Source organism: Flavobacterium davisii (assembly GCF_042182265.1).
Classification (GTDB): Bacteria; Bacteroidota; Bacteroidia; order Flavobacteriales; family Flavobacteriaceae; genus Flavobacterium; species Flavobacterium davisii.
Window position 1 is genome coordinate 3,039,335 of the sequence record NZ_CP097869.1, and the last position, 24,261, is coordinate 3,063,595.

Below are 24,261 nucleotides of genomic sequence, written 5' to 3' on the forward strand. Positions count from 1 at the left end.
CATTAAATTACTGTTTAAATATTAATATTTTATTATGATATTTTCATCTAAACCCTTTTTATTTAAAAAAAATGAAAGAACTCCGTTACATTAACCCTTATTTTATAAAATATAAATATCATTTTTTTGGAGGAATTTTAATTACAATAATTGCTCAGTTTTTTTCATTGTATACTCCCGAGTTAATAGGAGATTCTATTACTAAAATAGAAGAATATTTTAGACATAATCAATCCAATTCAATTGAAATAAAAGAAAATCTAAAAAAATACATTATTTTAATTTTAGGAGCTACTTTATTTGCTGGTTTTTTAACTTTTCTAATGCGTCAAACTCTAATTGTCATGTCTCGTCACGTAGAATATGATATAAAGAATGAAGTTTTTAAAAAATATGAAATATTAAGTCAAAGTTTTTATACAGAAAACAGAACAGGTGACTTAATGAACCGAATTACAGAGGATATAGCAAGAGTACGAATGTACGTTGGACCTGCCGTTATGTACACAATTAACACAATAATACGATTTGCTATTGTTATTTTTTATATGATAAAAATATCTAAAATATTAACATTAGTTGTACTCTTACCATTACCAATATTAGCTTATTCTATTTTCAAAATAAGTTCTGAAATTAATAAAAAAAGTACTGTTTTTCAGCAAAATCTATCGAAGCTAACCAGCTTTATACAAGAATATTTCTCGGGAATTCGAGTTGTTAAATCCTATCATACTCTATTTTTCAAAGAATTAGAACTTCATGATTTTTCGCATATTAATTATGAAAAAAGTATTGATTTAGCTAAAACACAGGCTTTTTTTGCTCCTTTAATGTTATTGCTAATAGGTTTGAGTAATTTGTTCGTAATTTCAGTAGGAGGATATTTATATATTCAAGGTGACTTATTAAACCTAGGAGTTATTGCTAAATTTATCCTTTATATTAATATGCTAATTTGGCCTGTTACTTCTATCGGTTGGGTTTCCTCTTTAGTACAAGAAGCAGAAGCTTCACAGAAAAGAATAAATGAGTTTTTAAAAATCGAACCTGATATTCTAGATAATTTAACTATAAATACTCCTGTTTTAGCAAATAAAATAGATTTTAAAGAGGTTTCTTTTGGTTATCCAAATACTAAAGAGCTGGTGCTTAAAAACATTACTTTCACTATAAAAAAAGGAGAAAAAGTGGTTATATTAGGTTCTACAGGTTCTGGTAAAACAAGCCTTTTATCACTCATACCTAGATTGTATGATGTGTCAAAAGGCGCGATTTTTATAGATGGGATAAATATTAAAGAAATTCGATTAAAAAAACTAAGAGACGCAATTAGTGTAGTACCTCAAGATTCTTTTTTGTTTTCAGATACAATTTATAACAATATATGCTTTGGCAAAGAAAATGCTACTTTAGATAATGTGATAAGTGTGGCAAAACAAGCCGTTATCCATGACAATATAGAAGGATTTAAAGAAAAATACCAAACACTATTAGGTGAAAGAGGAATCACTCTTTCTGGAGGTCAAAAACAACGTGTATCCATAGCTCGCGCTCTAATTAAAGAAGCCAGTGTAATATTATTAGATGATAGTTTGTCTGCAATAGATACTGAGACAGAGGAGAAAATTCTGAATAATTTAGACAAAAAAACTGAAAACCAAACGATTATAATGGCAACACATCGTGTTTCATCTGCTAAGCATGCGGATAGAATTATAGTTTTAGAAAACGGATTAATTACTCAGCAAGGAACTCATAATCAACTGGTAAACAAAGAAGGATACTATAGAAATTTATATTTAAAACAATTAACTGAAAAAGATTTTTAATAAATATTTGGCTGTGAGTATTTTTTTTTTCAAATTTGGACATCGCAACACAAAATAATTTTGATAGAATGAGAATGAACGAAAACGAAATGTTAGAAAAAGAAGAAATTTTTTCTAAAGTATTACGTGCAGGAAGAAGAACTTATTTCTTTGATGTACGTTCTACAAAAGCAGATGACTACTACATTACAATTACAGAAAGTAAAAAGTTTACAGAAGACGATGGATCTTTCCATTTTAAAAAACACAAAATCTATCTGTATAAAGAGGATTTTACAGCCTTTAAAGATATTTTAGATGAAATGACATCTTATGTCTTAGACCAAAAAGGAGAAGAAGTCATTTCTGAACGTCATCAAAAAGATTTTAAAAAAGAGTACCACAGAGAAGGAGATAGCTCTAGAAGTTCTTTTACGGATATCGATTTTGATGATATCTAAAAAATAATGACTACATAATTAAAAGGGGATTTTAAAAATTCCCTTTTAAAAAAAAATTTCTTATAAGCGGACTTAAGAAGATCAAAACTCAAGAACTTCTTGCTAATTTATTCTTTATTTTTAAGACTTTTACTAAAAAAAAGCTATTCCCTTTTTTAGCATAAATTTCCAAGTCCCTTTTATAGTTGCTATTTCAAGAAGTAAAAAACGCAAAATAGAAACTATAAATTCCCTTCGAGTATTTAAAAACGTGCTCTAGAAATTGTTTTTATCAAAGTATGGAAAAACTAAATATCCACTTGCTAATTTAGCATACAATAAATTTAAACCCAGATTACGCATTAGACCCGAGCGTAGCGAATAAACGAAGTAAATCTATTCCACTTTATTTTTCTTCCAATTCAAGCACGTACTCAAATTTTAATCATCAAAATAGTTCACGATTTCTTCTTCTAAAATTTTCCGTGAGCACTTGAATTTATTGAAAAATTTTGTTTCACAACGAAGTCTAATGCAGAATCTGAGTTAAACCAAATCATACGTTAGAAATTTATTACAACAAATAAGGATTTTTTGAGCCTTAAAAAGTATTCCTTTTTGTCCGCAATTATAGTTTCCTTAAAAATTCACAATCTTGTCATTTATACAACAGGAGAGATAACATAAATTGATAATATCTGATTTCTGTATTTGGTCGAAGTAATAAAACTACACATCAAGTTATTGCTTTTTATATACCTTTGTTGCCGATAAAAATTTTCTGCATACTTCTTTTTCATCTCTTCATCACAAAATTTACCGTTGTCATCTAGGTTTAAATGAGAAAGGAGAATGATTCTTGGAATAATGAGTAAAAACTAACTTTAATACGTGGTTAATTCTATACTTTGATTTTGAAGAATTATTTTCTAAAGTTATTTTAAAAAATGAGTTTTTTAAGGAGTGTAAAGGTATCACTATATAAGAAGAAGGAGCCCTAAAAGTTGGTGCTTTTTCTTTTAGAGTGACAAATTTTTAAGTCGTTACTTTTTGAACACCTTCTTCTTAAAATTATTTTTTTTATTTGTAATTTTTAAAATCAAATAATATTATATCTTTTCTATGATACATTTTCAACATTAACCTCAGCTAGTGCTTTGTAGGTACCGTTGCTTAATTTTTCACGAATTGCTTCAAAAGCAGTTAATGTTTCCTCTATATCAGCAATAGTATGAGATGCCGTAGGTATCATACGTAATAAAATAATACCTTTAGGGATTACAGGGTATACTACAATTGATAAAAATATATTGTAGTTTTCTCTTAAATCGTTAACCATTACCATAGCTTCAGGTATAGAACCTTCTAAGTACACAGGCGTTACACAAGTATTTGTATCACCTATATTAAATCCTCTTGACTTTAAGCCATTTTGTAAATAATTCACATTTTCCCAAAGCTTTTCTTTTAGTTCAGGCATAGTACGTAATAATTCTAAACGCTTTAAAGCCCCTACAGTAAATATCATAGGTAATGACTTGGCAAACATTTGAGAACGCAAATTATACTTTAAATAATCAATAATATCTTGATCACCAGCTACAAAAGCTCCTATGCTAGCCATTGATTTAGCAAAGGTTGAAAAATAAATATCTATACCATCCTGACAGCCTTGTTCTTCACCTGCTCCAGCACCTGTTTTACCTAAAGTACCAAAACCGTGTGCGTCATCTACTAATAAGCGGAATTTGTATTTTTCTTTTAAAGCTACAATTTCTTTTAACTTACCTTGTTGTCCTCGCATTCCAAAAACACCTTCGGTAATAACTAAAATACCGCCTCCTAATTCATTAGCCATTTTGGTTGCGCGCTGTAAATTTTTCTCAAGGCTTTCTACATCATTATGTTTATAGGTAAATCGCTTACCCATGTGTAAACGAACTCCATCAATAATGCAACCATGAGAATCTACGTCATATACAATTACATCGTTTTTAGTTACTAAGGCATCAATAGTAGATACCATCCCTTGATATCCAAAATTTAGTAAATAAGCTGACTCTTTCTTAACAAAGGAAGCTAATTCGTCTTGTAATTGTTCGTGTAAGTCAGTATGCCCACTCATCATACGAGCTCCCATAGGATAGGCCGCTCCATATTGTTCTGCTGCTTCAGTATCAATTTTTCTAATTTCAGGATGATTAGCTAATCCTAAATAATCATTAATAGACCAATTTAAAATTTCTTTACCATGAAACTTCATGCGAGGACCTAGTTCGCCTTCAAGTTTAGGAAATACATAGTAACCTTCTGCTTGCGATGCCCATTTTCCTAATGGACCTTTATTGTTTTGAATTCTTTCGAATAAGTCTTTTACCATCTTATTATTAGATTAAAAAATCAGGGCAAAAATATAAATTAATACCGATTAAATTAAAAAATGGAGGAACAATAAATAAAAAAAGTCACACTTTAAACAGTATGACTTTTCTTGATAATTTTAAACGATCGATGTAATTCCCCAAAAACAAATAACGAAATAAAGCGTATTGTTTTACTAAAAATAAGAAGTGTTAAGAAGAAAACTACTCAATTAAATAATACGAAATATTTTTTAGTAAATCTTTACTCGCGTAGATCATTTAAAAATAAAAAAATGTTTATTTGACTAAGCAATGCTCTGCAAATTTAAGCAACTGTAGTTTTATTTAGTCACGGGTTTTCCGTACATTTTGTTAAATATTCAAAATAAAATACTAAGCTCAATAAAAGAATAGCCATACAAAATCTGTATGGCCATTTTTTAAATTTTAAACGATGATTTTATATCTCCCAAAAACAAAATAAAGATAAAGTGATGGTATTTATAAAAAACACCACGGTGTGGTTACTAAATTTACTTTATCAAAAATACGTTTAAAATTTTAGTTTGTTTACTTGATTAAGAACGTATGACAAATATAAAATATCGAAATTTAAAATCATTACGGTTTTACCATACATTTTGTTAAAAGTATATGATTGTAAGGAGAAGTATACACGTAAAAAGGTCTGATATTTATTCCATTTAATGGTCTTATTGTTGAAGATAAAAAGGAAAAAGAAGAAATCGTATAAAATAGATTTAACAACTATAAACTAATCATTTAACGCATTCCTTTACTCTTCAATCGAAGGGAGAAATCGCATTATCAGTGCTATACAATTCGGCTTAGCGTATTCATTTCGGCTCAAGCTTCTCTTTTTTGTATGAATGATAAGATTGCCGTCTTTTAGGAAAAACTAATCGAGCTCAACAAACAAGGTTCTTTTTTAGATTCAAAGTCACTTTTAAATATAAATTTCTAACATGGAATTTTGTTTATTTTTTCAAACAAAAAAAACCACAACGTTGATTTATAAAAAAACTCCTCGAAAATTGAGGAGTTTTTTTAATACGATTAACTTTAATTTTTAGCCTTTAATGCTTTGTATTTATCTGTCATATCAAGAGCATTATACATATTTAGCAATGTATTTTTAATGTCTTTATCACTTTCGAATAGTTCATAAGCTTTTTCTAAATGAGGAATTGCTGATTTGTATAAATTTTCTCTTTTAACCTTTAGGGCCTCATATTTTTTCATATCAGCTGCTGAAGTTCCTAATTTATTCATTTGATCTACTATTTCTTTTTCTCCATCTAATTTAAGAACACCTAAATTTAAGTACGCATTTTTATATTTTGGATCAATTTGAATGGCTTTTAAATAATAACCTTCTGCATCAATTTTTGCTTGTTTATCATTTGCTTGTCCTGAAATAACACCTAAATTATAAAATAAATCAGCATTATTAGGGTCTTTTGCTAGAGCTTCTTGTGCATATTTTTTATAGGTTGGATAATCGTTCGCTTTTAATGCCACTTCCATACCTGCTGTATACAACCCTGTATCTCCTGGATTTGCTTGTATCGCCTCTTCTACTGCTCTTTTAGCTGCGGCTAGATCCCCTTTTTGATTTAATATTAAAGCTATATTTTTAATTATTTCACCTCTTTTTGACGGAACATTTTCAGTTCGTGGAGATTCATGGGTTCCTATTTTTACAGAAAAATCTCTATCTTTCATCGAAGCAAAGGTTTCTTCCTGTCCGTTTGATTTATTTTTTGCCAAATAATTAGTGGCTTTCCCTGAATATTTCAGATCTTTTAACATTTTATAATGAGAAAGGGCTGAATCATAATCCTCGGCATTTATGGCGCTACTTGCTGCATAATACAACATTGTTGTATCTTTTTTATCTAAACCGTATACTTCGTATAATTTTTGAGCACTTTCTTTGTAACGTTTAGCATTTGAATCAGCAATTGCGCTATTGGTTAACAAACGTTTAACCTCAATCAAAGAGGATTCTGCTTGTGCTGTATATTTGTTTTTTCCAGAACTAACTTCTGTTGCTTTTAACTCGTTATAAGCTTTAGCAGCGGCTACTAAATTTTTTCCTTCTTCAATATTTTTTTTTGCTAATTCTAGATTTGTGTTTCCTAATATAAAATAATACTGGGCTTTTGTTGGATTGTCTAAATTTACAATCATGTAGTCTATTTTATCTAAGGATGCTTTAGCCTCAGTAGGATTTCCTGATTTCAGTGCTTTTTCAGCTGCTTTGAGATCCTCTTTTTGAGCAATTGTAGTGACTGACAAAAACAAAGCAGTTACTAATACTAAATTCTTTATTTTCATTTTGTTCTTAATTTTATATTATTCTTGATTTTCTGATTCAGTTCCTGTTTGGGGATCTGTTGTTAAATTATCATGTAATTCATCTGATTCTAAATTCATTTCTTCTTCATCTTCTTCTCTCATTACTTTACAAACTGCTGCAATAGAGTCTTTTCCTTTAATATTAATCAAACGAACTCCTTGTGTTGCGCGTCCCATAACACGTAAATCAGAGACTCTCATTCTAATGGTTAAGCCTGATTTATTAATAATCATTAAGTCATCATCATCTGTAACGTTATTGATGGCAATAAGTGAACCTGTTTTTTCGGTTATATTTAAGGTTTTTACTCCTTTTCCTCCACGATTTGTTATTCTGTACACATCTTCTCCATCATCATCGACTAATTTTGTACGTTTTCCATAACCGTTTTCAGTTACTACTAATATTTGAGAATCATTTACATGATCTCTATCAATAGATACCATTCCTATTACTTCATCTTTTTCATCAGCAAGAGTTACTCCTCTTACACCAGAAGCAGTTCTTCCCATTGGTCTGGTTTTTTCTTCTTCAAAACGAACTAATTTACCTGACTTAACGGCAATTAAAACTTGACTATTACCAGTTGTTAATTTTGCTTCTAATAACTCATCTCCATCTTTTATTGTTATGGCAGCTACTCCATTAGTACGCGGACGGGAATATTGTTCTAAAGAGGTTTTCTTAACTTGACCTTCTTTGGTCACCATGATTACATAATGACCATTGATGTACTCTTGATCTTTTAGATCTTTTGTACAAATAAAAGCCTTTACTTTGTCATCTTGTTCAATATTAATCAAGTTTTGTATAGCACGTCCTTTAGCTACTTTACTTCCTTCTGGAATTTCATATACTCGCATCCAGAAGCATTTTCCTTTTTGAGTAAAGAATAACATGTATTGATGATTGGTTGCTACATACATGTGTTCTAAGAAATCTTGATCGCGAGTTCCAGCTGATTTTTGTCCTACTCCACCTCTATTTTGAGTTTTGTATTCCGACAGCGGCGTACGTTTTATATAACCTGCATGTGATATCGTAATAACCACTTGTTCATCGGCAATTAAGTCTTCAATACTCATATCACCTCCTGAATACTCAATTATAGAACGACGTTCATCACCATATTTTTCTTTAATCTCTAATAATTCTTGTTTAATTAGATCCATACGAAGTTCTTTACTTGCTAATAACGCTTTTAATTCAGCTATCAACTTCATAATTTCTTCGTATTCTGCACGTAATTTATCTTGTTCAAGACCTGTTAACTGTCTTAAACGCATTTCTACAATAGCACGGGCTTGAATTTCAGAAAGGTTAAATCGTTCTATTAATTTACCGCGAGCTTCCTCCCCGTCTTTAGAAGAACGAATAAGGGCAATAACTTCATCTATATTATCAGAGGCTATGATAAGGCCTTCTAAAATATGAGCTCTTTCTTCTGCTTTACGTAAATCAAACTGTGCACGACGTGTAACAACATCATGACGATGTTCTACAAAATAATGTATTAATTCTTTTAAGTTTAACAGCTGAGGTCTTCCGTTAACTAATGCTATATTATTTACACTAAATGAAGACTGTAATTGTGTATACTTATATAAGGTGTTTAATACAACGTTAGGTACGGCATCTCTTTTTAGAATATAAACAATACGCATACCGTTTCTATCGGATTCGTCACGTATGGTGGCTATACCTTCAATTTTTTTATCATTTACCAAGTCAGCCGTTTTTTTAATCATTTCTGCCTTATTTACTTGGTAAGGTATTTCGGTTACAACAATTGCTTCACGTCCTTCTACTTCCTCAAAACCAACTTTAGCACGCATTACGACACGACCACGTCCTGTTTTAAAGGCTTCACGTACTCCATCCATTCCGTAAATAACCCCTCCTGTTGGAAAATCAGGTGCTTTAATATAAGTAGCTAATTCATCTACTTCTATATCGTTATTATCTATATAAGCCAAAGTTCCATTTATGACTTCCGATAAATTATGAGGTGCCATATTAGTAGCCATACCAACAGCAATACCAGATGCTCCATTTACAAGTAAATTGGGTACTTTAGTAGGCATTACTTTGGGTTCTTCTAGAGTATCGTCAAAGTTTAATTGAAAATCAACTGTTTCTTTATCAATATCAGCTAACATTTCTTCAGAGAACTTTTTCATTCTAGCCTCTGTATAACGCATAGCCGCTGGACTATCTCCATCTATTGATCCAAAGTTACCCTGACCATCTACCATTAAATAGCGTAAGCTCCAATCTTGCGCCATACGAACCATAGCATCATATACAGAAGAATCCCCGTGTGGATGATACTTACCTAACACTTCCCCTACAATTCTCGCTGATTTTTTATGTGGTCTATTAGAAAAAACTCCTAATTCATGCATTCCAAATAACACGCGACGGTGTACAGGTTTCAAACCATCTCTAACATCTGGCAACGCTCTTGACACAATAACTGACATCGAATAATCAATGTAAGCTGATTTCATTTCGTCTTCAATGTTAATTGGAATTAACTTTTCTCCCTCAGACATAAGTATTTACGTTAATTTATCAAATTTTTTACAAACGCGCTAATATACACATTTATCTGATTTTAGGCATACTAAATAAAGGGTTATTTTTTTTTTTTATTAACAAACAAACATCTTTTATTCGTTAATAAATACCTATTACAATACTTGTTGCATTCATTTTTTTTTTGTCTTTTAGCCTGACAGTAGAAGTGAAATGGAATGTTTTTTGCAATTCCATTTATAAATCATTAAATTTACAATTACTAATAACTGTAAGATATGGATGACAATTTTTCACCAAGAGTTAGAGAAGTAATTACTTTCAGTAAAGAGGAAGCATTGCGTTTAGGCCATGATTTTATTGGCACTGAGCACTTTATGCTTGGAATTTTAAGAGATGGCAACGGTTCTGCCATTCATATTTTAAACAACCTCTCTATTGATTTAGAGCACTTACGCAAAAAAGTAGAGATATTAAGCCCTACAAATCCTAATACTACTTTAGGTAATGATAAAAAAAATTTGCATCTAACGCGACAAGCTGAAAGGGCTTTAAAAACTACATTTTTAGAGGCCAAAGTTTTTCAAAGCACAACAATCAACACGGCTCATTTGCTTTTATGTATATTACGTAATGAAAATGATCCTACAACAAAGTTATTACACAAACTCAAAATTGATTACGATACAGCTAAAGAACAATATTTAACTATGATGCCAAACGAAGAAGATTTTCAAGACAATTTTCCTAAAAATGAATCATCTTATGGTGATGATTCAAGACAAGATGACAGCTTTAGTCAAGGTAATCCTTCTAACCCTGCCAATAAATCAAATAAAAAATCAAAAACACCTGTTTTAGATAATTTTGGACGTGATTTAACAGAAATGGCTGAAGAAGGTAAACTTGATCCCGTAGTAGGGCGTGAAAAAGAAATAGAGCGTGTTTCACAAATCTTAAGTAGAAGAAAGAAAAACAACCCCCTTTTAATAGGAGAACCTGGCGTTGGTAAATCAGCTATTGCGGAAGGTTTAGCTTTACGAATTGTACAAAAAAAGGTTTCTAGAATTTTATACAACAAAAGAGTTGTTACTTTAGACCTTGCCTCATTAGTGGCTGGCACCAAGTATCGCGGTCAGTTTGAGGAACGTATGAAAGCCGTTATGAATGAATTAGAAAAAAATGATGACATCATTCTTTTCATTGACGAAATTCACACCATTGTTGGAGCAGGTGGAGCAACAGGATCACTTGATGCCTCTAATATGTTTAAACCAGCTCTTGCAAGAGGAGAAATACAATGTATAGGCGCTACTACTTTAGATGAATATCGTCAGTACATCGAAAAAGATGGTGCATTAGAGCGTCGTTTTCAAAAAGTTATTGTAGACCCAACTTCTATTGAAGAAACTATTACTATCCTAAATAATATCAAAGGAAAATATGAAGATCACCACAATGTAATTTTTACATCGGAAGCAATTGAAGCTTGCGTTAAATTAACGGAACGTTATATGAGCGATCGTTTTCTTCCTGATAAAGCCATTGATGCTTTAGACGAAGCTGGTTCTCGTGTGCATATAACCAATATTGATGTTCCAAAACAAATTTTAGACTTAGAACGTCAATTAGACGAAGTACGTGAACTAAAAAACACGGTCGTAAAACGTCAAAAATACGAAGAAGCAGCCAAATTACGAGATGATGAAAAACGCATTGAAAAAGAATTAGCAATAGCTCAAGAACAATGGGAAGAAGATTCTAAAAACAATAGAATAAGTGTAACAGAAGACAACGTTGCTGATGTTGTGTCTATGATGACAGGGATTCCTGTAAACCGTATTGCCCAAACTGAAAGTAACAAATTGGCTCATTTACCAGAAATATTAGACAAAAAAGTAATAGGCCAAAAAGATGCTGTTAAAAAAATTGCACGTGCTATACAACGTAACCGCGCTGGGTTAAAAGATCCTAACAAACCAATAGGCTCATTCATATTCTTAGGCTCAACAGGAGTTGGTAAAACACAATTAGCAAAAGTCTTAGCTAAAGAATTATTTGATTCTGAAGAAGCTTTGGTTCGAATTGACATGAGCGAATACATGGAAAAATTTGCTATCTCTCGCTTAGTAGGAGCACCTCCAGGATATGTAGGATATGAAGAAGGAGGACAATTAACTGAAAAAGTGAGACGCAAACCCTACTGTGTAGTCCTTTTAGATGAAATTGAAAAAGCACATCCCGATGTTTTTAACATGATGCTACAAGTGTTAGACGATGGGTATTTAACAGATAGCTTAGGTAGAAAAATTGACTTTAGAAATACAATTATCATTATGACTTCTAACGTAGGAGCTCGTCAGCTAAAAGATTTTGGTCAAGGTGTTGGTTTTGGCACTGCGGCTAAACAAGCACAAGCAGATGATCATGCTAAAGGCGTTATTGAAGGAGCATTGAAAAAAACATTTGCGCCTGAGTTCTTAAACAGAATTGACGATGTTATTGTATTTAATGCTCTAGAAAAAGAAGACATCGATAAAATTATTAATATTGAGCTACAAAAATTATATGCTCGCATTAAAGAATTAGGATATGAATTACAATTAACCGAAGAAGCTAAAGCTTTTATTGCAGACAAAGGTTTTGATAAACAGTTTGGTGCACGTCCTTTAAAAAGAGCCATTCAAAAATATATAGAAGATGCTCTAGCAGAAGAAATTATTACCTCTAAAATACATGAAGGAGATATAATTGAGATGGATTTAGACAGTGGTTCACAAGAATTAAAAATTCAAGTAAAAAAATCTCAAAAGCCTACAGACTAGTAGGCTTTTTTATTCGAAAATAATTATTTATTGTTATCTTATTTTGATTATTTAAAAGTATGTCATCTAAAAAAGATATTATTGGAAGCGAGGAATGGTGCTCTTTTCCTGAGTTAGAAATTCCTTATATTAAAGCAAGAGTCGATTCTGGAGCCAAAACATCGGCTATGCACGCTACAAATATTACTCCTTTTTCTAAAAATGGAGAAAATTGGGTTAAGTTTGATGTTAATCCGCTTCAAGGTAATGTTAAAATAATTAGACATTGCGAAGCTAAATTAATAGATAAAAGAATTGTAAAAAGCTCTAGCGGCTATAGAGAACAACGTTATGTCATTAAAACAAACTTAAGCATTGGTAATGAAACCTTTCCTATTGAAGTAACTCTAGCAAATAGAGACTCTATGGGATTCCGTATGCTTTTAGGACGTGAGGCTATGGTCGGAAAAATGATGGTAGATCCTGAAGAAAAATACATTTTAGGACAACCCTCTTTTGATGAAATAAAATCTCATTATCATGTTAATAAAGAATCCAGTGCTAAACTGAGAATTGCCGTATTAGCTAGTAATCCTAATTTATATAGTAATTGCCGAATCATGGAAGCAGGTGAAATGCGTGGACATGAAATGGAATTTTTAAATATTAAAGAATGTTATATTAAATTGGATGCCACAACACCCGAAATTCATTATCGAGGAGGACGTGTTTTGGACAATTTTGATGCCGTTATTCCGCGCATTCGACCAAGTATTACGTATTATGGTTGTACTTTAATTCGGCAGTTTGAAGCCATGAAAGTTTTTACTCTTAACTCCGCAGCAGCTATTACGCAATCTAGAGATAAATTATTTTCGTTACAATTATTACTACAAAGTGGCATTGACATTCCCACCACAGGATTTGCCAATTCCCCTTTAGACACAAATGATTTAATCAAAATGGTAGGTGGCTCCCCTTTAATAATAAAATTATTAGAAGGTACACAAGGAAAAGGAGTTGTATTAGCGGAAACAAAAAAAGCAGCTGAATCAGTTATCAACGCATTTAAAAGTTTAAATGCTAACATCTTAGTACAAGAATTTATCAAAGAGGCTAATGGTAAAGATTTACGTCTATTTGTTGTAGATGGTAAAGTAGTAGCTGCCATGCAAAGAGAAGCAGCCCCTGGAGAGTTCAGAGCCAATATACACATGGGAGGAAGTGCATCTGTAATTAAAGTAACTGCTGCTGAAAAGAAAATAGCTATTAAAGCAGCCAAAGCAATGGATTTAAAGGTAGCTGGAGTAGATATTATTCGATCCAGTAAAGGACCTCTATTATTAGAAGTAAATTCTTCTCCAGGTCTAGAAGGCATAGAAGGTGCTACACATAAAGATATTGCAGGTGAAATGATAAAGGCGATTGAAAAAAATTTTAAAATTAAATGATGAACGCTTTTTTAGATATCATAATACGTAGTGCATCTGTTTATTTATTCATGATAATTGCCCTTCAATTATTTGGAAAAAAAGAACTTTCACAACTTAATACAGCTGATATTATTCTAATTTTACTAATTAGTAATTCCGTGCAAAATGCAATGGTAGGAAGTGACACTTCTCTTTCAGGGGGCTTAACAGCAGCTTTAGCACTTTTTATAATTAATCTCATTTTTAAAAAAGCAATGATAAAATCAAGTACGATCAAAAACTTGATGACAAATAAACCCGAAATATTAATACATGACGGAATTACTGATTATAAAGCATTAACACGTTTAGGAATAACTTTAGAAGAATTAGAACAAGCCGTACGAGAACATGGTATTGAACATTTTGACAATGTTAAACTTGCAATGTTTGAAACAAATGGAAATATCAGTGTCATTTCTGGAGAAAATAATTTAGTCCAAACTAAACATAAACGTAAACACATACACAAGTCCATGCTTTAATCTATAAAATACCTAAAATCCGAGTTCCCTCAATAAAAAAATAAATAATCATTTGGCATGTAATATAATTTTAATAAATTATAATCAGATTAGGTGCTAAACTTAATAATCGAAATAAAAAAGTAAAGAAGATAAAAGATATACAGCTTTTTCAGGTAGATCTAATTCTACTAAATTAAGAGTAAAAAAGGCAAAGTTATTTTTATCTAGAACGACTTAATTATCAATATCAAATCTATCAAAAAACAGTTAAAATATTACAATTTATAAAAAAATCAACTATGTTAATCTTAGCCAAAACTATTATTCTTTTTATAACATTCATTCATATATATATCCTATGGATTGAAATGTTTGCTTGGACTACAAAGGCTCCTAAAGTATTTAAAACCATTCCTAAAAACCTATTCGAACCTACCAAAACTCTAGCTGCAAATCAAGGCTTATATAATGGTTTTTTAGCTGCTGGGTTAATATGGTCTCTCTTAATAAAAAACATTGAATGGTTTGAAAATATTGCTCTATTTTTTCTAGGTTGTGTAGCTGTTGCGGGCATTTATGGTGCTTTAACAGTATCTAAACGCATTTTATTTGTACAAACAATTCCTGCATTACTAGCAATAATTACTCTCTTATTTAGTTAATCCTTTTTTAAATTTTATATGTCCTTATCATTTTCAATTAAAAATAAATTTACAAAGGAACTACCGGCTGATCCTATTAACGAAAATACAGTTCGAAAAGTATTTGAGTCTGCTTTTTCATACACAACCCCTACTTATCCAAAAAAAACCAGTTTAGTACATGTAAACATTCTTTTTGCTAAAGAATTAGGTCTTTCAATAAATGACCTAAAATCAGAGGACTTTATATCTATTTTTTCTGGAAAAAAAATATATCCTGAAACTACCCCATTTTCAATGTGTTATGGCGGTCATCAATTTGGTGTCTGGGCTGGTCAACTAGGAGATGGCCGTGCTATTAATTTATTTGAAATTGAAATTAACAATAAACAATATACACTTCAATTAAAAGGAGCTGGAAAAACACCTTATTCAAGAAATGCCGATGGTTTAGCTGTACTACGATCTTCCATTAGAGAATATTTATGTGCCGAAGCCATGAATGCTTTAGGTATTGCCTCTACTCGGTCACTTAGCATCATAACAACAGGTAATGATGTACTAAGAGATATTCTATACAGCGGAAACCCAGCTTATGAAAAAGGGGCTATTGTATGCCGTGTTGCTCCTTCATTTATTCGATTTGGAAATTTTGAATTATTTGCCGCTCGAAATGATTTAAAAAATTTACAATTATTAACTGATTTTACCATCAAACATTATTTTCCTGAAATTAAAAAAACAGGAAAAGAAGCATATATCCTTTTTTTTAAAACAGTTGCTCAATTAACACGAAAATTAATCACAGATTGGCAACAAGTAGGTTTTGTACACGGAGTTATGAATACAGATAATATGTCTATTCACGGTATTACTATTGATTATGGCCCTTACGGTTGGTTAGAAGACTACAACCCTAATTGGACTCCTAATACTACCGATTCTCATCAGCATAGATATGCTTTTGGTAATCAACCTCAGGTATCTCTTTGGAATTTATATCAACTAGCAAATGCCTTATATCCTTTGATCAATGAAACAAAAGACTTAGAAGAAATACTTCATGAATATGAAAATGAGTACGAAAATGACTATATCAATATGATGCGAAAAAAATTAGGTCTTATACAAACTCATGATTCTGATCGCGAATTAATCTACCAATTAGTTAATTTATTACAATTAAAAGAAACAGATTATACTATATTTTTTCGATTGTTAGGCAATATTTCAAAAGAAAAAACGATACAAGATGCTTTTCAAGTCATACAAGATGCTTTTTACGAAGTAGCAAATAATACTCCTGAAAATGAAAATTCATGGTTCGTATGGTTTGAAAATTATTTGAATAGAATTAATTTAGAGTCTCTTTCTAATGAAGAAAGAAGAAAAAATATGAACTTAGTAAATCCAAAATATATCCTTAGGAATTACATGGTTCAACTAGCAATAGAAAAATCTGATTTAGAAGACTATAGTTTATTAGAAGAGCTATATCAAGTAATACAACATCCATACGATGAACAACCAGAATATGAAAAATGGTTTGCTAAAAGACCCGATTGGGCAAAAGAAAAAATAGGCTGCTCTCAATTATCTTGTAGTTCTTAATTTTTTAATAATTCCGGTTTTATACTTCCAAAATAGAATGGAAGTATAAAACCGATTTTTTTTCAAAAATTATATTAGAACAAAATTTTAATTATTTTATCTTCATCGCAAAATCTATAACGTAACTCTATCCAACTTAGCTAAAATTATTCTATACGAGATAACATAGTGTTTGATCATTGATTGTCTCAAAGGACTTCCAAATGGAGGCTTTTTTACATTTCAGCACTTTTTACAAAGGCTTCGCTCGCAAATGCAAATTAGCTCTCATTTCTCAAAGAACAATACTTTCTTGAAATCGGGGTTAAAAACCTCAAAGATCTTAAATCATACCATTAAACCCAGATTACGCATTAGACCCGAGCGTAGCGAATAGACGAAGTAAATCTATTCAACTTTATTTTCCTCAAATTCAAGCACGTACTCAAATTTTAATCATCAAAATAGTTCACTATTTCTTCTTCTAAAATTTTCCGTGAGCACTTGAATTTATTTAAAAATTTTGTTTCACAACCAAGTCTAATACAGAATCTGGGTTAAAAAGAGAAATTACATAACATTGATAATGTAATTTCTCCTATGGGGTTTAGTATACTAGTGCTCTTTAAACCGTTTTATTACTAAAATGTTTTTTTATCATCCTTAAAATTTCCAATCAAATTCATCCGAACTATCATTAAATACAGCTCCTAATTCAAAACGGATTACTTGATTGTACTCAACTTGAAAAATCATCCAATTTGATTCGTTAAAATAATTATCAACCGAGTCAAACGATTCTATTTCTAATGGTTTAAAATTTTTGGCTTTCAGTAATTCTTGAATTAGATGAATAGGTTTTGCTATGATTGTTTGATCAAATAATAACAAATTGGGATTTGATGAAATAATATATCCCAAACGAAATTCTTCTTCTTCATAAAATGTCAAACGCCATTTTTGTTCATTATAAAGGTAAATTAAGTTTTCTTCTTCATCTTTAAATTCTTTGTTGGGTTGTCCATACAACTTTACTACATCATTGGGTTTCATCCCGAAAACCAATTGATCAATTCCTATTTTTGGATTAATTTTCATCTTTACTCAGCAAATTCATCATATCGCACAGGGACTTGCGGATCGTATAATGGACATTTAAATTCATCCATAATTTGACACAGTTTATCCATGTCAGTTCCTTTTGTACCGTAACAATTTATCAATAGACTTTGATTCGTTATTTTTATATGAAACGCTCCAACTCCTGTTGTATTTTTAAAACTCATGGAGTCTATTTTTTCCCATTTAGCAAACACATTTGATATACGACTCAAAATAATCGTAACGGGAAGTTCTTCTAGACCTTCAATTAATTTGTTTTCTAACAATTTTTCATAAACTTCATGATTGTTAAGATAAACTTCCTCTTTGTATCTCCAAAATAGTAATTCGTACATTTAATATTTATTTTAGATTAGTTGTTTAATTTTTTTACTATTAATAAATAATCATTTAGCATTTTTTTTTATTATTCTTATCTAAAATTAGTATTCAAAATTACCAAATTCAGATTTAATCGTTAATTTTTTGGTTCTAGAAGCTTCCACTCGCCCTATAATTTGTGCGTCAATACTAAACGATTGGGCTATGGTTATGATATCATTTGCTATTTCGGCAGGTACATATAATTCCATTCGATGACCACAGTTGAAAACTTGATACATTTCTTTCCAATCGGTTTTTGATTGTTCTTGAATTAACTTAAATAAAGGGGGAATTTTAAATAAATTATCTTTAATAATGTGAAGGTTATCTATGAAGTGTAAAATTTTTGTTTGAGCTCCTCCACTACAATGTACCATCCCATGAATTTGATTTGGTGTATATCTTTCTAAAATTTGTTTAATTACTGGAGCATAAGTGCGCGTAGGAGATAATACTAATTTACCTGCATCTATTGGAGATCCTTCAACTGTATCCGTTAGACGAACTTGTCCTGAATAAACTAACTCTGACGGTACGGAAGCGTCATAGCTTTCAGGATATTTAGTGGCTAATTCATGAACAAATACGTCATGTCGAGCTGAAGTTAAACCATTACTTCCCATTCCGCCATTATATGTTTTTTCATAAGTAGCTTGTCCATAGGAAGCTAAACCTACAATCACATCTCCTTCAGTAATACGGGCATTATCTATGACTTTTGAACGTTTTATACGAGCTGTAACTGTTGAATCTACAATAATAGTACGAACTAAATCTCCTACATCGGCTGTTTCGCCACCTGTGGAGTGAATTGTAACTCCAAAAGTTTTTAATTCTTGTATTAATTCTTCTGTCCCTTCAATAATAGCAGAAATAATTTCTCCTGGAATTAAATTTTTATTACGTCCAATAGTAGACGATAACATTATATTATCTACTGCGCCCACACACAATAGGTCGTCTATATTCATAATAAGCGCATCTTGTGCAATTCCTTTCCATACGGATAAATCGCTTGTTTCTTTCCAGTACGCATAAGCTAATGAAGATTTTGTACCGGCACCATCGGCGTGCATAATTAAGCAATAGTCTTCATCTGCTGTTAAATAATCGGGAACTATTTTACAAAAAGCTTTTGGAAATAAACCTTTATCAATATTTTTTATAGCGTTATGTACATCTTCTTTGGATGCAGAAACACCTCGCATTGCGTAACGCTTTGAAGTATCGGAAGTCATTATATAAAAGTTATGTTGTTGTGGCGCAAAGATAAAAAGAAGTTAATTCTTAACCGTAAATCATATCACTTTTTTTAGATTGCTAATTTTCTACTATTTCTATTTCTACTCTTCTATTGGCGGCTCTTTCTTCTTCGCTTTTTTCAGGCAACTCATATAATGGTTGACTACTTCCAAAACCTTTGTAAGACATTCTGGACTTATCAACATTTTTAAATTCTAAAAATTTATATACGGCTTTTGCCCGTTGGGTTGACAAGTCTTGTCTATCTTTATTAACACAACAAACGTGGCCTTGTATTTGAATTTTTAATTTTGGATTTTGTTGCATAACTAACCATAACTCGTACAGTTTTCCTCTCGATTCTTGGGTTATAGCATAGGTATTTAATACAAAATTTAAATTTTCGATTTTTAACTTCTCTCCTACTTTTGCTTCATGTATTTTTTTCATGAATTGCGTATCTAATTTTATTTCTGTTTCGCTACCATCTGGATTATTTAGTAGTAGGCTGTGGGGAAAAATAACTAAATCACGGGAGTTATTCGTTGGCAATTTTGGTGCTATAATTTCTTTTTCTTTATTTAAATCTTTTTCTTTTAAATAGAAGACTACTACTTTTCTATTTTCTGCTTTTATTTTGGATTGTTGGTGTAATTCTCCAAAACTTATTTTTTTAAAATCTTCTCGAATTACAATCTTTCCTTTTATTAAATTAAAAATAGTTTCTGTTCTTTTTTTAGCTAAACTATCATTGTATTGATTGCTTCCATCTTCATCTGTATAACCACTTAATGTTAATATCTTACTTTTTTTATTTTCTTGAATCCAATTTTCTACTCCCTGCTTTTCAGATGGGGTTAAATCATATTTATTGCTTTTAAAATAAATTGAAAATTGTTCTTGTCCAAAGAACTTCCAATTAAAAAAAAGCATAATAATAAGGAATGATAGCTTACTCATCTAATTTCTTTTGTTTAGATTAAAGTTAAGAATATAATATATAATATGTAAGAAAAAGTTATAATATTATACCAGAAATGCTTATTTATATCAAATTCAACTCAATTTACGTATTAGAAAAAGAGGTTTAAGGCAATAAGAAATTTCTTTTATATTTTTGTAAAAATAAAAAAGTTCGAAATTTTCGAACTTTTTTATTTTCTTTTTTCAAAGTATTAGTCTTCTAAATAAATTTTACATTTTCTTAATTCTGGTTTTTCATGTGTGTACTGATAAAACCAAGATGATAACTCTTCTACTTCATAAGGCAAAAGGTTTTTAAGTGCTTTTTGTAATTCTTTTGCAAACAATTTGGCATCAAAACTTACTCTCTCTAAGATTGATTTAACAAAATCAATATTTCTCTTTGGCATGTTATTCTAGTTTAATTTTTGTTTACCAAATTTAATATTTTTGGGGTTAAATAATTCTTAAAATAACTATAATTTTTTTTTAAATTTTCTTAAATCCTATCATCATTTCTCTTTTACCTGGAGGCCCTGGAACCTTAACTACCTCAAAACCAACAGATTTCATATTTCGTTTTACAACACCTCTAGCGGCATACGTTACTAATATCCCTTTGTCCTTTAGTGCGTTATACATTTTAAAAAATATTTCTTCTGTCCATAAATCAGGTTGTACTTGATAGCCAAAAGCATCGAAATAAATTAAATCAAAGCGATTAATATCTTGTATCTCATGAAAAAATTGTTTTCTTTTTTTTAATGTGAATTTTTCGCTTAAGTGTAACTCTTGCTCCCATTTTGAATAATGTATTTTTTCAAAAATATGTCTTTTACTACCCTCTTCTAAAGCGGTGGCATAATTCATATTTTGAGCTTCTTCTAAACTTATAGGATAAGCTTCTATTCCTTCATATAGTATATTTTGTTTTTTTCTTTCCGATTCTAAAAATGTAATAAAAGCATTTAATCCTGTTCCTAAACCTATTTCTAAAATTGAAACAGATTCGTCTTCAAAAAAATCCAAACCATTTTTTATAAAAACATGATAGGCTTCTTGAATTGCTCCCATTTTTGAATGATAACATTCATTCCAATCGACTAATTGAATTGTTGTTGATCCGTCTAAAGTTGTTATTATCTTTCTTTCCAATGTTATTTTATATAATTTCTATTTATTTTGTAAACTTATTTTGTATCAAAGATATTTTCTAGATTTCAATGCGTTTTATCTTTTTTACAAATCTATAAAGTTCATTTCATTTTTTAAAGAAGTGAATCCTTCTGATTTTTTATTATATTTATCTAATACATAATATACTTATCTTACTATTGATTTATTTTTTCTTACGAATATTTCACTAATTGATGAAACTATAATTTTCATATAATCTAATGCTTATCAGTCTATCTCTTAAAATTTAATTTTATTTACTCAAAAGCTTTTTTGTAAATAAATTTAATTCAATTCTTCTTAATTTATAAAAAAAACACTAACAAGAAGCATTTTTTTTTAATAAAACAAAAAAATAAACTCTTTTAAATGAAAAAAATTACATATTTCACAACAAAACGTATTATTTTTTTAACTTAGCAAAAAAAAAGGTGATGAGCTTACAAACTATAAGTGACATTGAAATAATTAGAAGTACTTCTTCCAAAATCAGTCAAATTGATTTTGATAATTTAGCTTTTGGTAGCGTATTTACAGATCACATGCTTGTTTGTGATTATAGAAATGGTATTTGGGAAAAACCTATTATCAAACCTTATGAACCCTTTACTTTAGATCCTTCTGCCAAGGTTTTTCATTATGGACAGGCTATTTTTGAGGGGATGAAGGCTTATAAAGCAGAAGATAATTCTATTTGGTTATTTCGTCCTGAAGAAAACCATATTCGCATGAATAAATCGGCTGTACGTATGTGTATGCCTGAGGTTCCTGAATTTATATTTATAGATGCTTTAAAAGAATTATTAAAGATTGACGAGGAATGGATTAAAAAAGGAATAGGTAACACACTTTATATCAGACCATTTATGATAGCTATAGGTAGTGGTGTTATAGCACAACCTTCTTCGCAATATCGTTTTTGTATTATTTTATCACCAGCTAAGGCATATTATTCGGGAGATGTAAAAGTAATGATTGCGGACTATTATAGTAGAGCTGCTAATGGTGGAATTGGTGCCGCAAAAGCTGCCGGTAATTATTCTGGGCAATTTTATCCTACTAAACTTGCTAATGAAGCAGGATTTCAACAAATAATATGGACTGACGATGCAACTCATACACAACTGGAGGAATGTGGCACGATGAATGTATTTTTCAGAATTAACGATACGTTATTTACAGCTCCTACTAGCGATCGTATTTTGGATGGTGTAACACGCAAAACTCTAATTACTCTAGCGGAAAGTGAAGGAATAGAAGTAATGGTTCGTCCTGTTCTTGTTTCTGAATTAATTAAAGCGGCAAAAGAGGGCAGTTTACTTGAAATTTTTGGAGCTGGTACTGCTGCTGCTGTAAGCCCTATAAAAGGTTTTCAATATAAAGAGGAATATTATGAACTTCCTAGTATTGATCATTCTTATGCAAAAAGATTAAAAGATAAATTAACGTGTATTCAACACAAAATAACAGAAGATCCTTTTGAATGGACCGTTATGATATGATTGAGTTTGCTCATTCATGAATAAATGAAGATTTAAGAGCTTATTACTCCTAAATTTAACCCCCTTTTTTAAGTAAAAGCCTTAAAAATGGGGGTTACTATTTTTTTTTAATACATTCTATGGAAAATATTTTAAAAGTAAAAATCAAAAAGGAACACCATATATTTTTATTTCTTTTTGAATATTTGAAAAATTATCCTGATTTTGTTTTCTCATTAAGACCTAGAATCCTGATACATTTCCTTATAATTTTACTAAATGTCTTTACTATAAGTACATCTTCTTTTTGTTATTTTAGGATTAAAATTTTTCCAAAGGTTTTGTATTGCTGCATTTTCTTCTAGCTCTGGCGTACGAACACATTTTGTTACACCTTTTTTAGTAAAAACCTTGTGATATTCTTCAAATATAACAGCTGTTACGCCTTTACTTTGATATTCGGGTGCTATACCTATTAAATAAAAGACTGCTTCTTTATTATTTTTTTTTGCCTGAAGCATTTTTAAAAAACCAAAAGGGAAAAGTTTTCCTTTTATTGCTTGCTGAGCGGGAGCATAATTAGGCATAACAATGGCAAAAGCAATAATATTCCCGTTAATATCTTCTACAAATTTTATATATTCTGGGTTGACAAAGGGGATATATTTTTTCTTAAAATAATTAACTTGGTCTTTATTAATCGTTACAAATGATTGTAATTTTACGTATGTTTTATTAAACAATTCAAACATTCGATCAACATAAGGTTCAATTTCTTTTGTATTATTAAAATTTATAGATTTAAAACCATAACGTTTTTTTACAATATCGGAAGCTTTTTTTATTGGTTCATAGGCAACTTCATGAAAACTAAATTCACTTTCTATATATTTTTTTTCTACCTTAAAACCCAATTCTTCAAAATGCTTTATATAATAAGATGGTGTATACCAACCTATAGCCGTACTTATTTGGTCATATCCCTCTGTAAGAAAACCTACTTTATCTAAATTAGAAAAACCCATTGGTCCTTCTATATGATCCATTTGATTTTTTAAACCTAACGCTCTTACTTTTTCAATTAATTGTTTCGTTATTTCTATATTATCTATAACTTCAAACCAACCAAATCGCGTTTTTTTTCTACCTAATTGTTCTACTTCATCCCAATTAATAATGGCTGCTACACGTCCTACTATTTCATTATTCAAATAAGCTAAATAAAAATGGACTTCTGCATTTTTAAAAACAGGGTTTTTATTTTTATCAAAAGTTTCCATTTCGTCACTAATTAATGGCGGCACCCAATAAGGATTATTCTTATATAATTGAAATGGAAATTTTATAAATTCTTTTATTTGTTTTTTTGTCTTTGCTTCAATAATTGTTATCATAATATATAAAA

General features: G+C 30.4%; 18 protein-coding genes. 8 read left to right on the top strand and 10 right to left on the bottom strand.

The annotated features are described in order from the left end of the window. Positions 1-71: 71 nt before the first annotated feature. Together NAB20_RS13050 and NAB20_RS13055 are read left to right on the top strand one after the other, a co-directional pair. Positions 72-1,832, top strand: coding sequence for an ABC transporter ATP-binding protein (locus NAB20_RS13050; RefSeq protein ID WP_105197024.1), 1,761 nt, complete (start codon positions 72-74; stop codon positions 1,830-1,832). Between the two features lie 74 nt (positions 1,833-1,906). After that, complete coding sequence (locus tag NAB20_RS13055) at positions 1,907-2,272, top strand: PUR family DNA/RNA-binding protein (RefSeq protein ID WP_164849052.1); 366 nt, start codon at positions 1,907-1,909, stop codon at positions 2,270-2,272. A gap of 1,099 nt (positions 2,273-3,371) precedes the next feature. Here the strand turns inward: NAB20_RS13055 and NAB20_RS13060 are convergent. From NAB20_RS13060 to gyrA, 3 genes are all read right to left on the bottom strand, one after another. Further along, the gene (locus tag NAB20_RS13060) at positions 3,372-4,631 is read right to left on the bottom strand and encodes an aminotransferase class I/II-fold pyridoxal phosphate-dependent enzyme (RefSeq protein ID WP_088394928.1); all 1,260 of its coding nucleotides are present in this window, start codon (positions 4,629-4,631) and stop codon (positions 3,372-3,374) included. A gap of 1,066 nt (positions 4,632-5,697) precedes the next feature. After that, positions 5,698-6,975 carry a hypothetical protein gene (locus NAB20_RS13065; protein ID WP_375605237.1) on the bottom strand — a complete coding sequence of 426 codons (1,278 nt, stop codon included), beginning with the start codon at positions 6,973-6,975 and terminating at the stop codon, positions 5,698-5,700. Between the two features lie 18 nt (positions 6,976-6,993). Continuing rightward, complete coding sequence (gyrA, locus tag NAB20_RS13070) at positions 6,994-9,552, bottom strand: DNA gyrase subunit A (RefSeq protein ID WP_105196565.1); 2,559 nt, start codon at positions 9,550-9,552, stop codon at positions 6,994-6,996. Positions 9,553-9,813: 261 nt separating this feature from the next. On the opposite strand from gyrA, the gene NAB20_RS13075 reads away from it, so the two are divergent. From NAB20_RS13075 to NAB20_RS13095, 5 genes are all read left to right on the top strand, one after another. Next, complete coding sequence (locus tag NAB20_RS13075) at positions 9,814-12,360, top strand: ATP-dependent Clp protease ATP-binding subunit (protein ID WP_375605238.1); 2,547 nt, start codon at positions 9,814-9,816, stop codon at positions 12,358-12,360. A 59-nt stretch (positions 12,361-12,419) separates the two neighbouring features. Beyond that, positions 12,420-13,790: a 30S ribosomal protein S6--L-glutamate ligase gene (rimK, locus tag NAB20_RS13080; protein ID WP_105196567.1), complete on the top strand. Its 1,371-nt coding sequence runs from the start codon at positions 12,420-12,422 to the stop codon at positions 13,788-13,790. After that, positions 13,790-14,296 carry a DUF421 domain-containing protein gene (locus tag NAB20_RS13085; RefSeq protein WP_105196568.1) on the top strand — a complete coding sequence of 169 codons (507 nt, stop codon included), beginning with the start codon at positions 13,790-13,792 and terminating at the stop codon, positions 14,294-14,296. Before rimK ends, NAB20_RS13085 begins: the two co-directional genes overlap by 1 nt. A 281-nt stretch (positions 14,297-14,577) precedes the next feature. Next, on the top strand, positions 14,578-14,940 hold the full coding sequence (locus tag NAB20_RS13090) for a DUF1304 domain-containing protein (protein ID WP_105196569.1): 363 nt from the start codon (positions 14,578-14,580) through the stop codon (positions 14,938-14,940). A gap of 18 nt (positions 14,941-14,958) precedes the next feature. Next, positions 14,959-16,530 carry a YdiU family protein gene (locus NAB20_RS13095; protein ID WP_088393218.1) on the top strand — a complete coding sequence of 524 codons (1,572 nt, stop codon included), beginning with the start codon at positions 14,959-14,961 and terminating at the stop codon, positions 16,528-16,530. A gap of 642 nt (positions 16,531-17,172) precedes the next feature. Here NAB20_RS13095 and NAB20_RS13100 read toward each other — a convergent pair. The 6 genes from NAB20_RS13100 to mnmD form a co-directional block, all read right to left on the bottom strand. Next, complete coding sequence (locus NAB20_RS13100; protein ID WP_127822844.1) at positions 17,173-17,607, bottom strand: hypothetical protein; 435 nt, start codon at positions 17,605-17,607, stop codon at positions 17,173-17,175. Between the two features lie 2 nt (positions 17,608-17,609). Beyond that, entirely contained in the window at positions 17,610-17,966 is a 357-nt protein-coding gene (locus NAB20_RS13105; protein ID WP_088394533.1) for a hypothetical protein, read from the bottom strand. Positions 17,967-18,053: 87 nt separating this feature from the next. Further along, positions 18,054-19,232, bottom strand: a complete 1,179-nt coding sequence (locus NAB20_RS13110; RefSeq protein ID WP_088394531.1) for an AIR synthase related protein — start codon at positions 19,230-19,232, stop codon at positions 18,054-18,056. A gap of 82 nt (positions 19,233-19,314) precedes the next feature. Beyond that, on the bottom strand, positions 19,315-20,196 hold the full coding sequence (locus NAB20_RS13115) for an OmpA family protein (protein ID WP_240668921.1): 882 nt from the start codon (positions 20,194-20,196) through the stop codon (positions 19,315-19,317). A 215-nt stretch (positions 20,197-20,411) separates the two neighbouring features. Then, on the bottom strand, positions 20,412-20,609 hold the full coding sequence (locus NAB20_RS13120; protein ID WP_088394527.1) for a hypothetical protein: 198 nt from the start codon (positions 20,607-20,609) through the stop codon (positions 20,412-20,414). 79 nt (positions 20,610-20,688) lie between these two features. Beyond that, positions 20,689-21,354 (bottom strand): tRNA (5-methylaminomethyl-2-thiouridine)(34)-methyltransferase MnmD, encoded by a 666-nt coding sequence (mnmD, locus tag NAB20_RS13125; RefSeq protein WP_375605239.1) that lies wholly within the window; start codon positions 21,352-21,354, stop codon positions 20,689-20,691. A 455-nt stretch (positions 21,355-21,809) separates the two neighbouring features. On the opposite strand from mnmD, the gene NAB20_RS13130 reads away from it, so the two are divergent. Then, positions 21,810-22,877 carry a branched-chain amino acid aminotransferase gene (locus NAB20_RS13130; protein WP_105196574.1) on the top strand — a complete coding sequence of 356 codons (1,068 nt, stop codon included), beginning with the start codon at positions 21,810-21,812 and terminating at the stop codon, positions 22,875-22,877. 254 nt (positions 22,878-23,131) lie between these two features. On the opposite strand, the gene NAB20_RS13135 is transcribed toward NAB20_RS13130, so the two are convergent. Beyond that, on the bottom strand, positions 23,132-24,250 hold the full coding sequence (locus NAB20_RS13135; protein WP_105196575.1) for a GTP cyclohydrolase: 1,119 nt from the start codon (positions 24,248-24,250) through the stop codon (positions 23,132-23,134). Between the last annotated feature and the right edge of the window lie 11 nt (positions 24,251-24,261).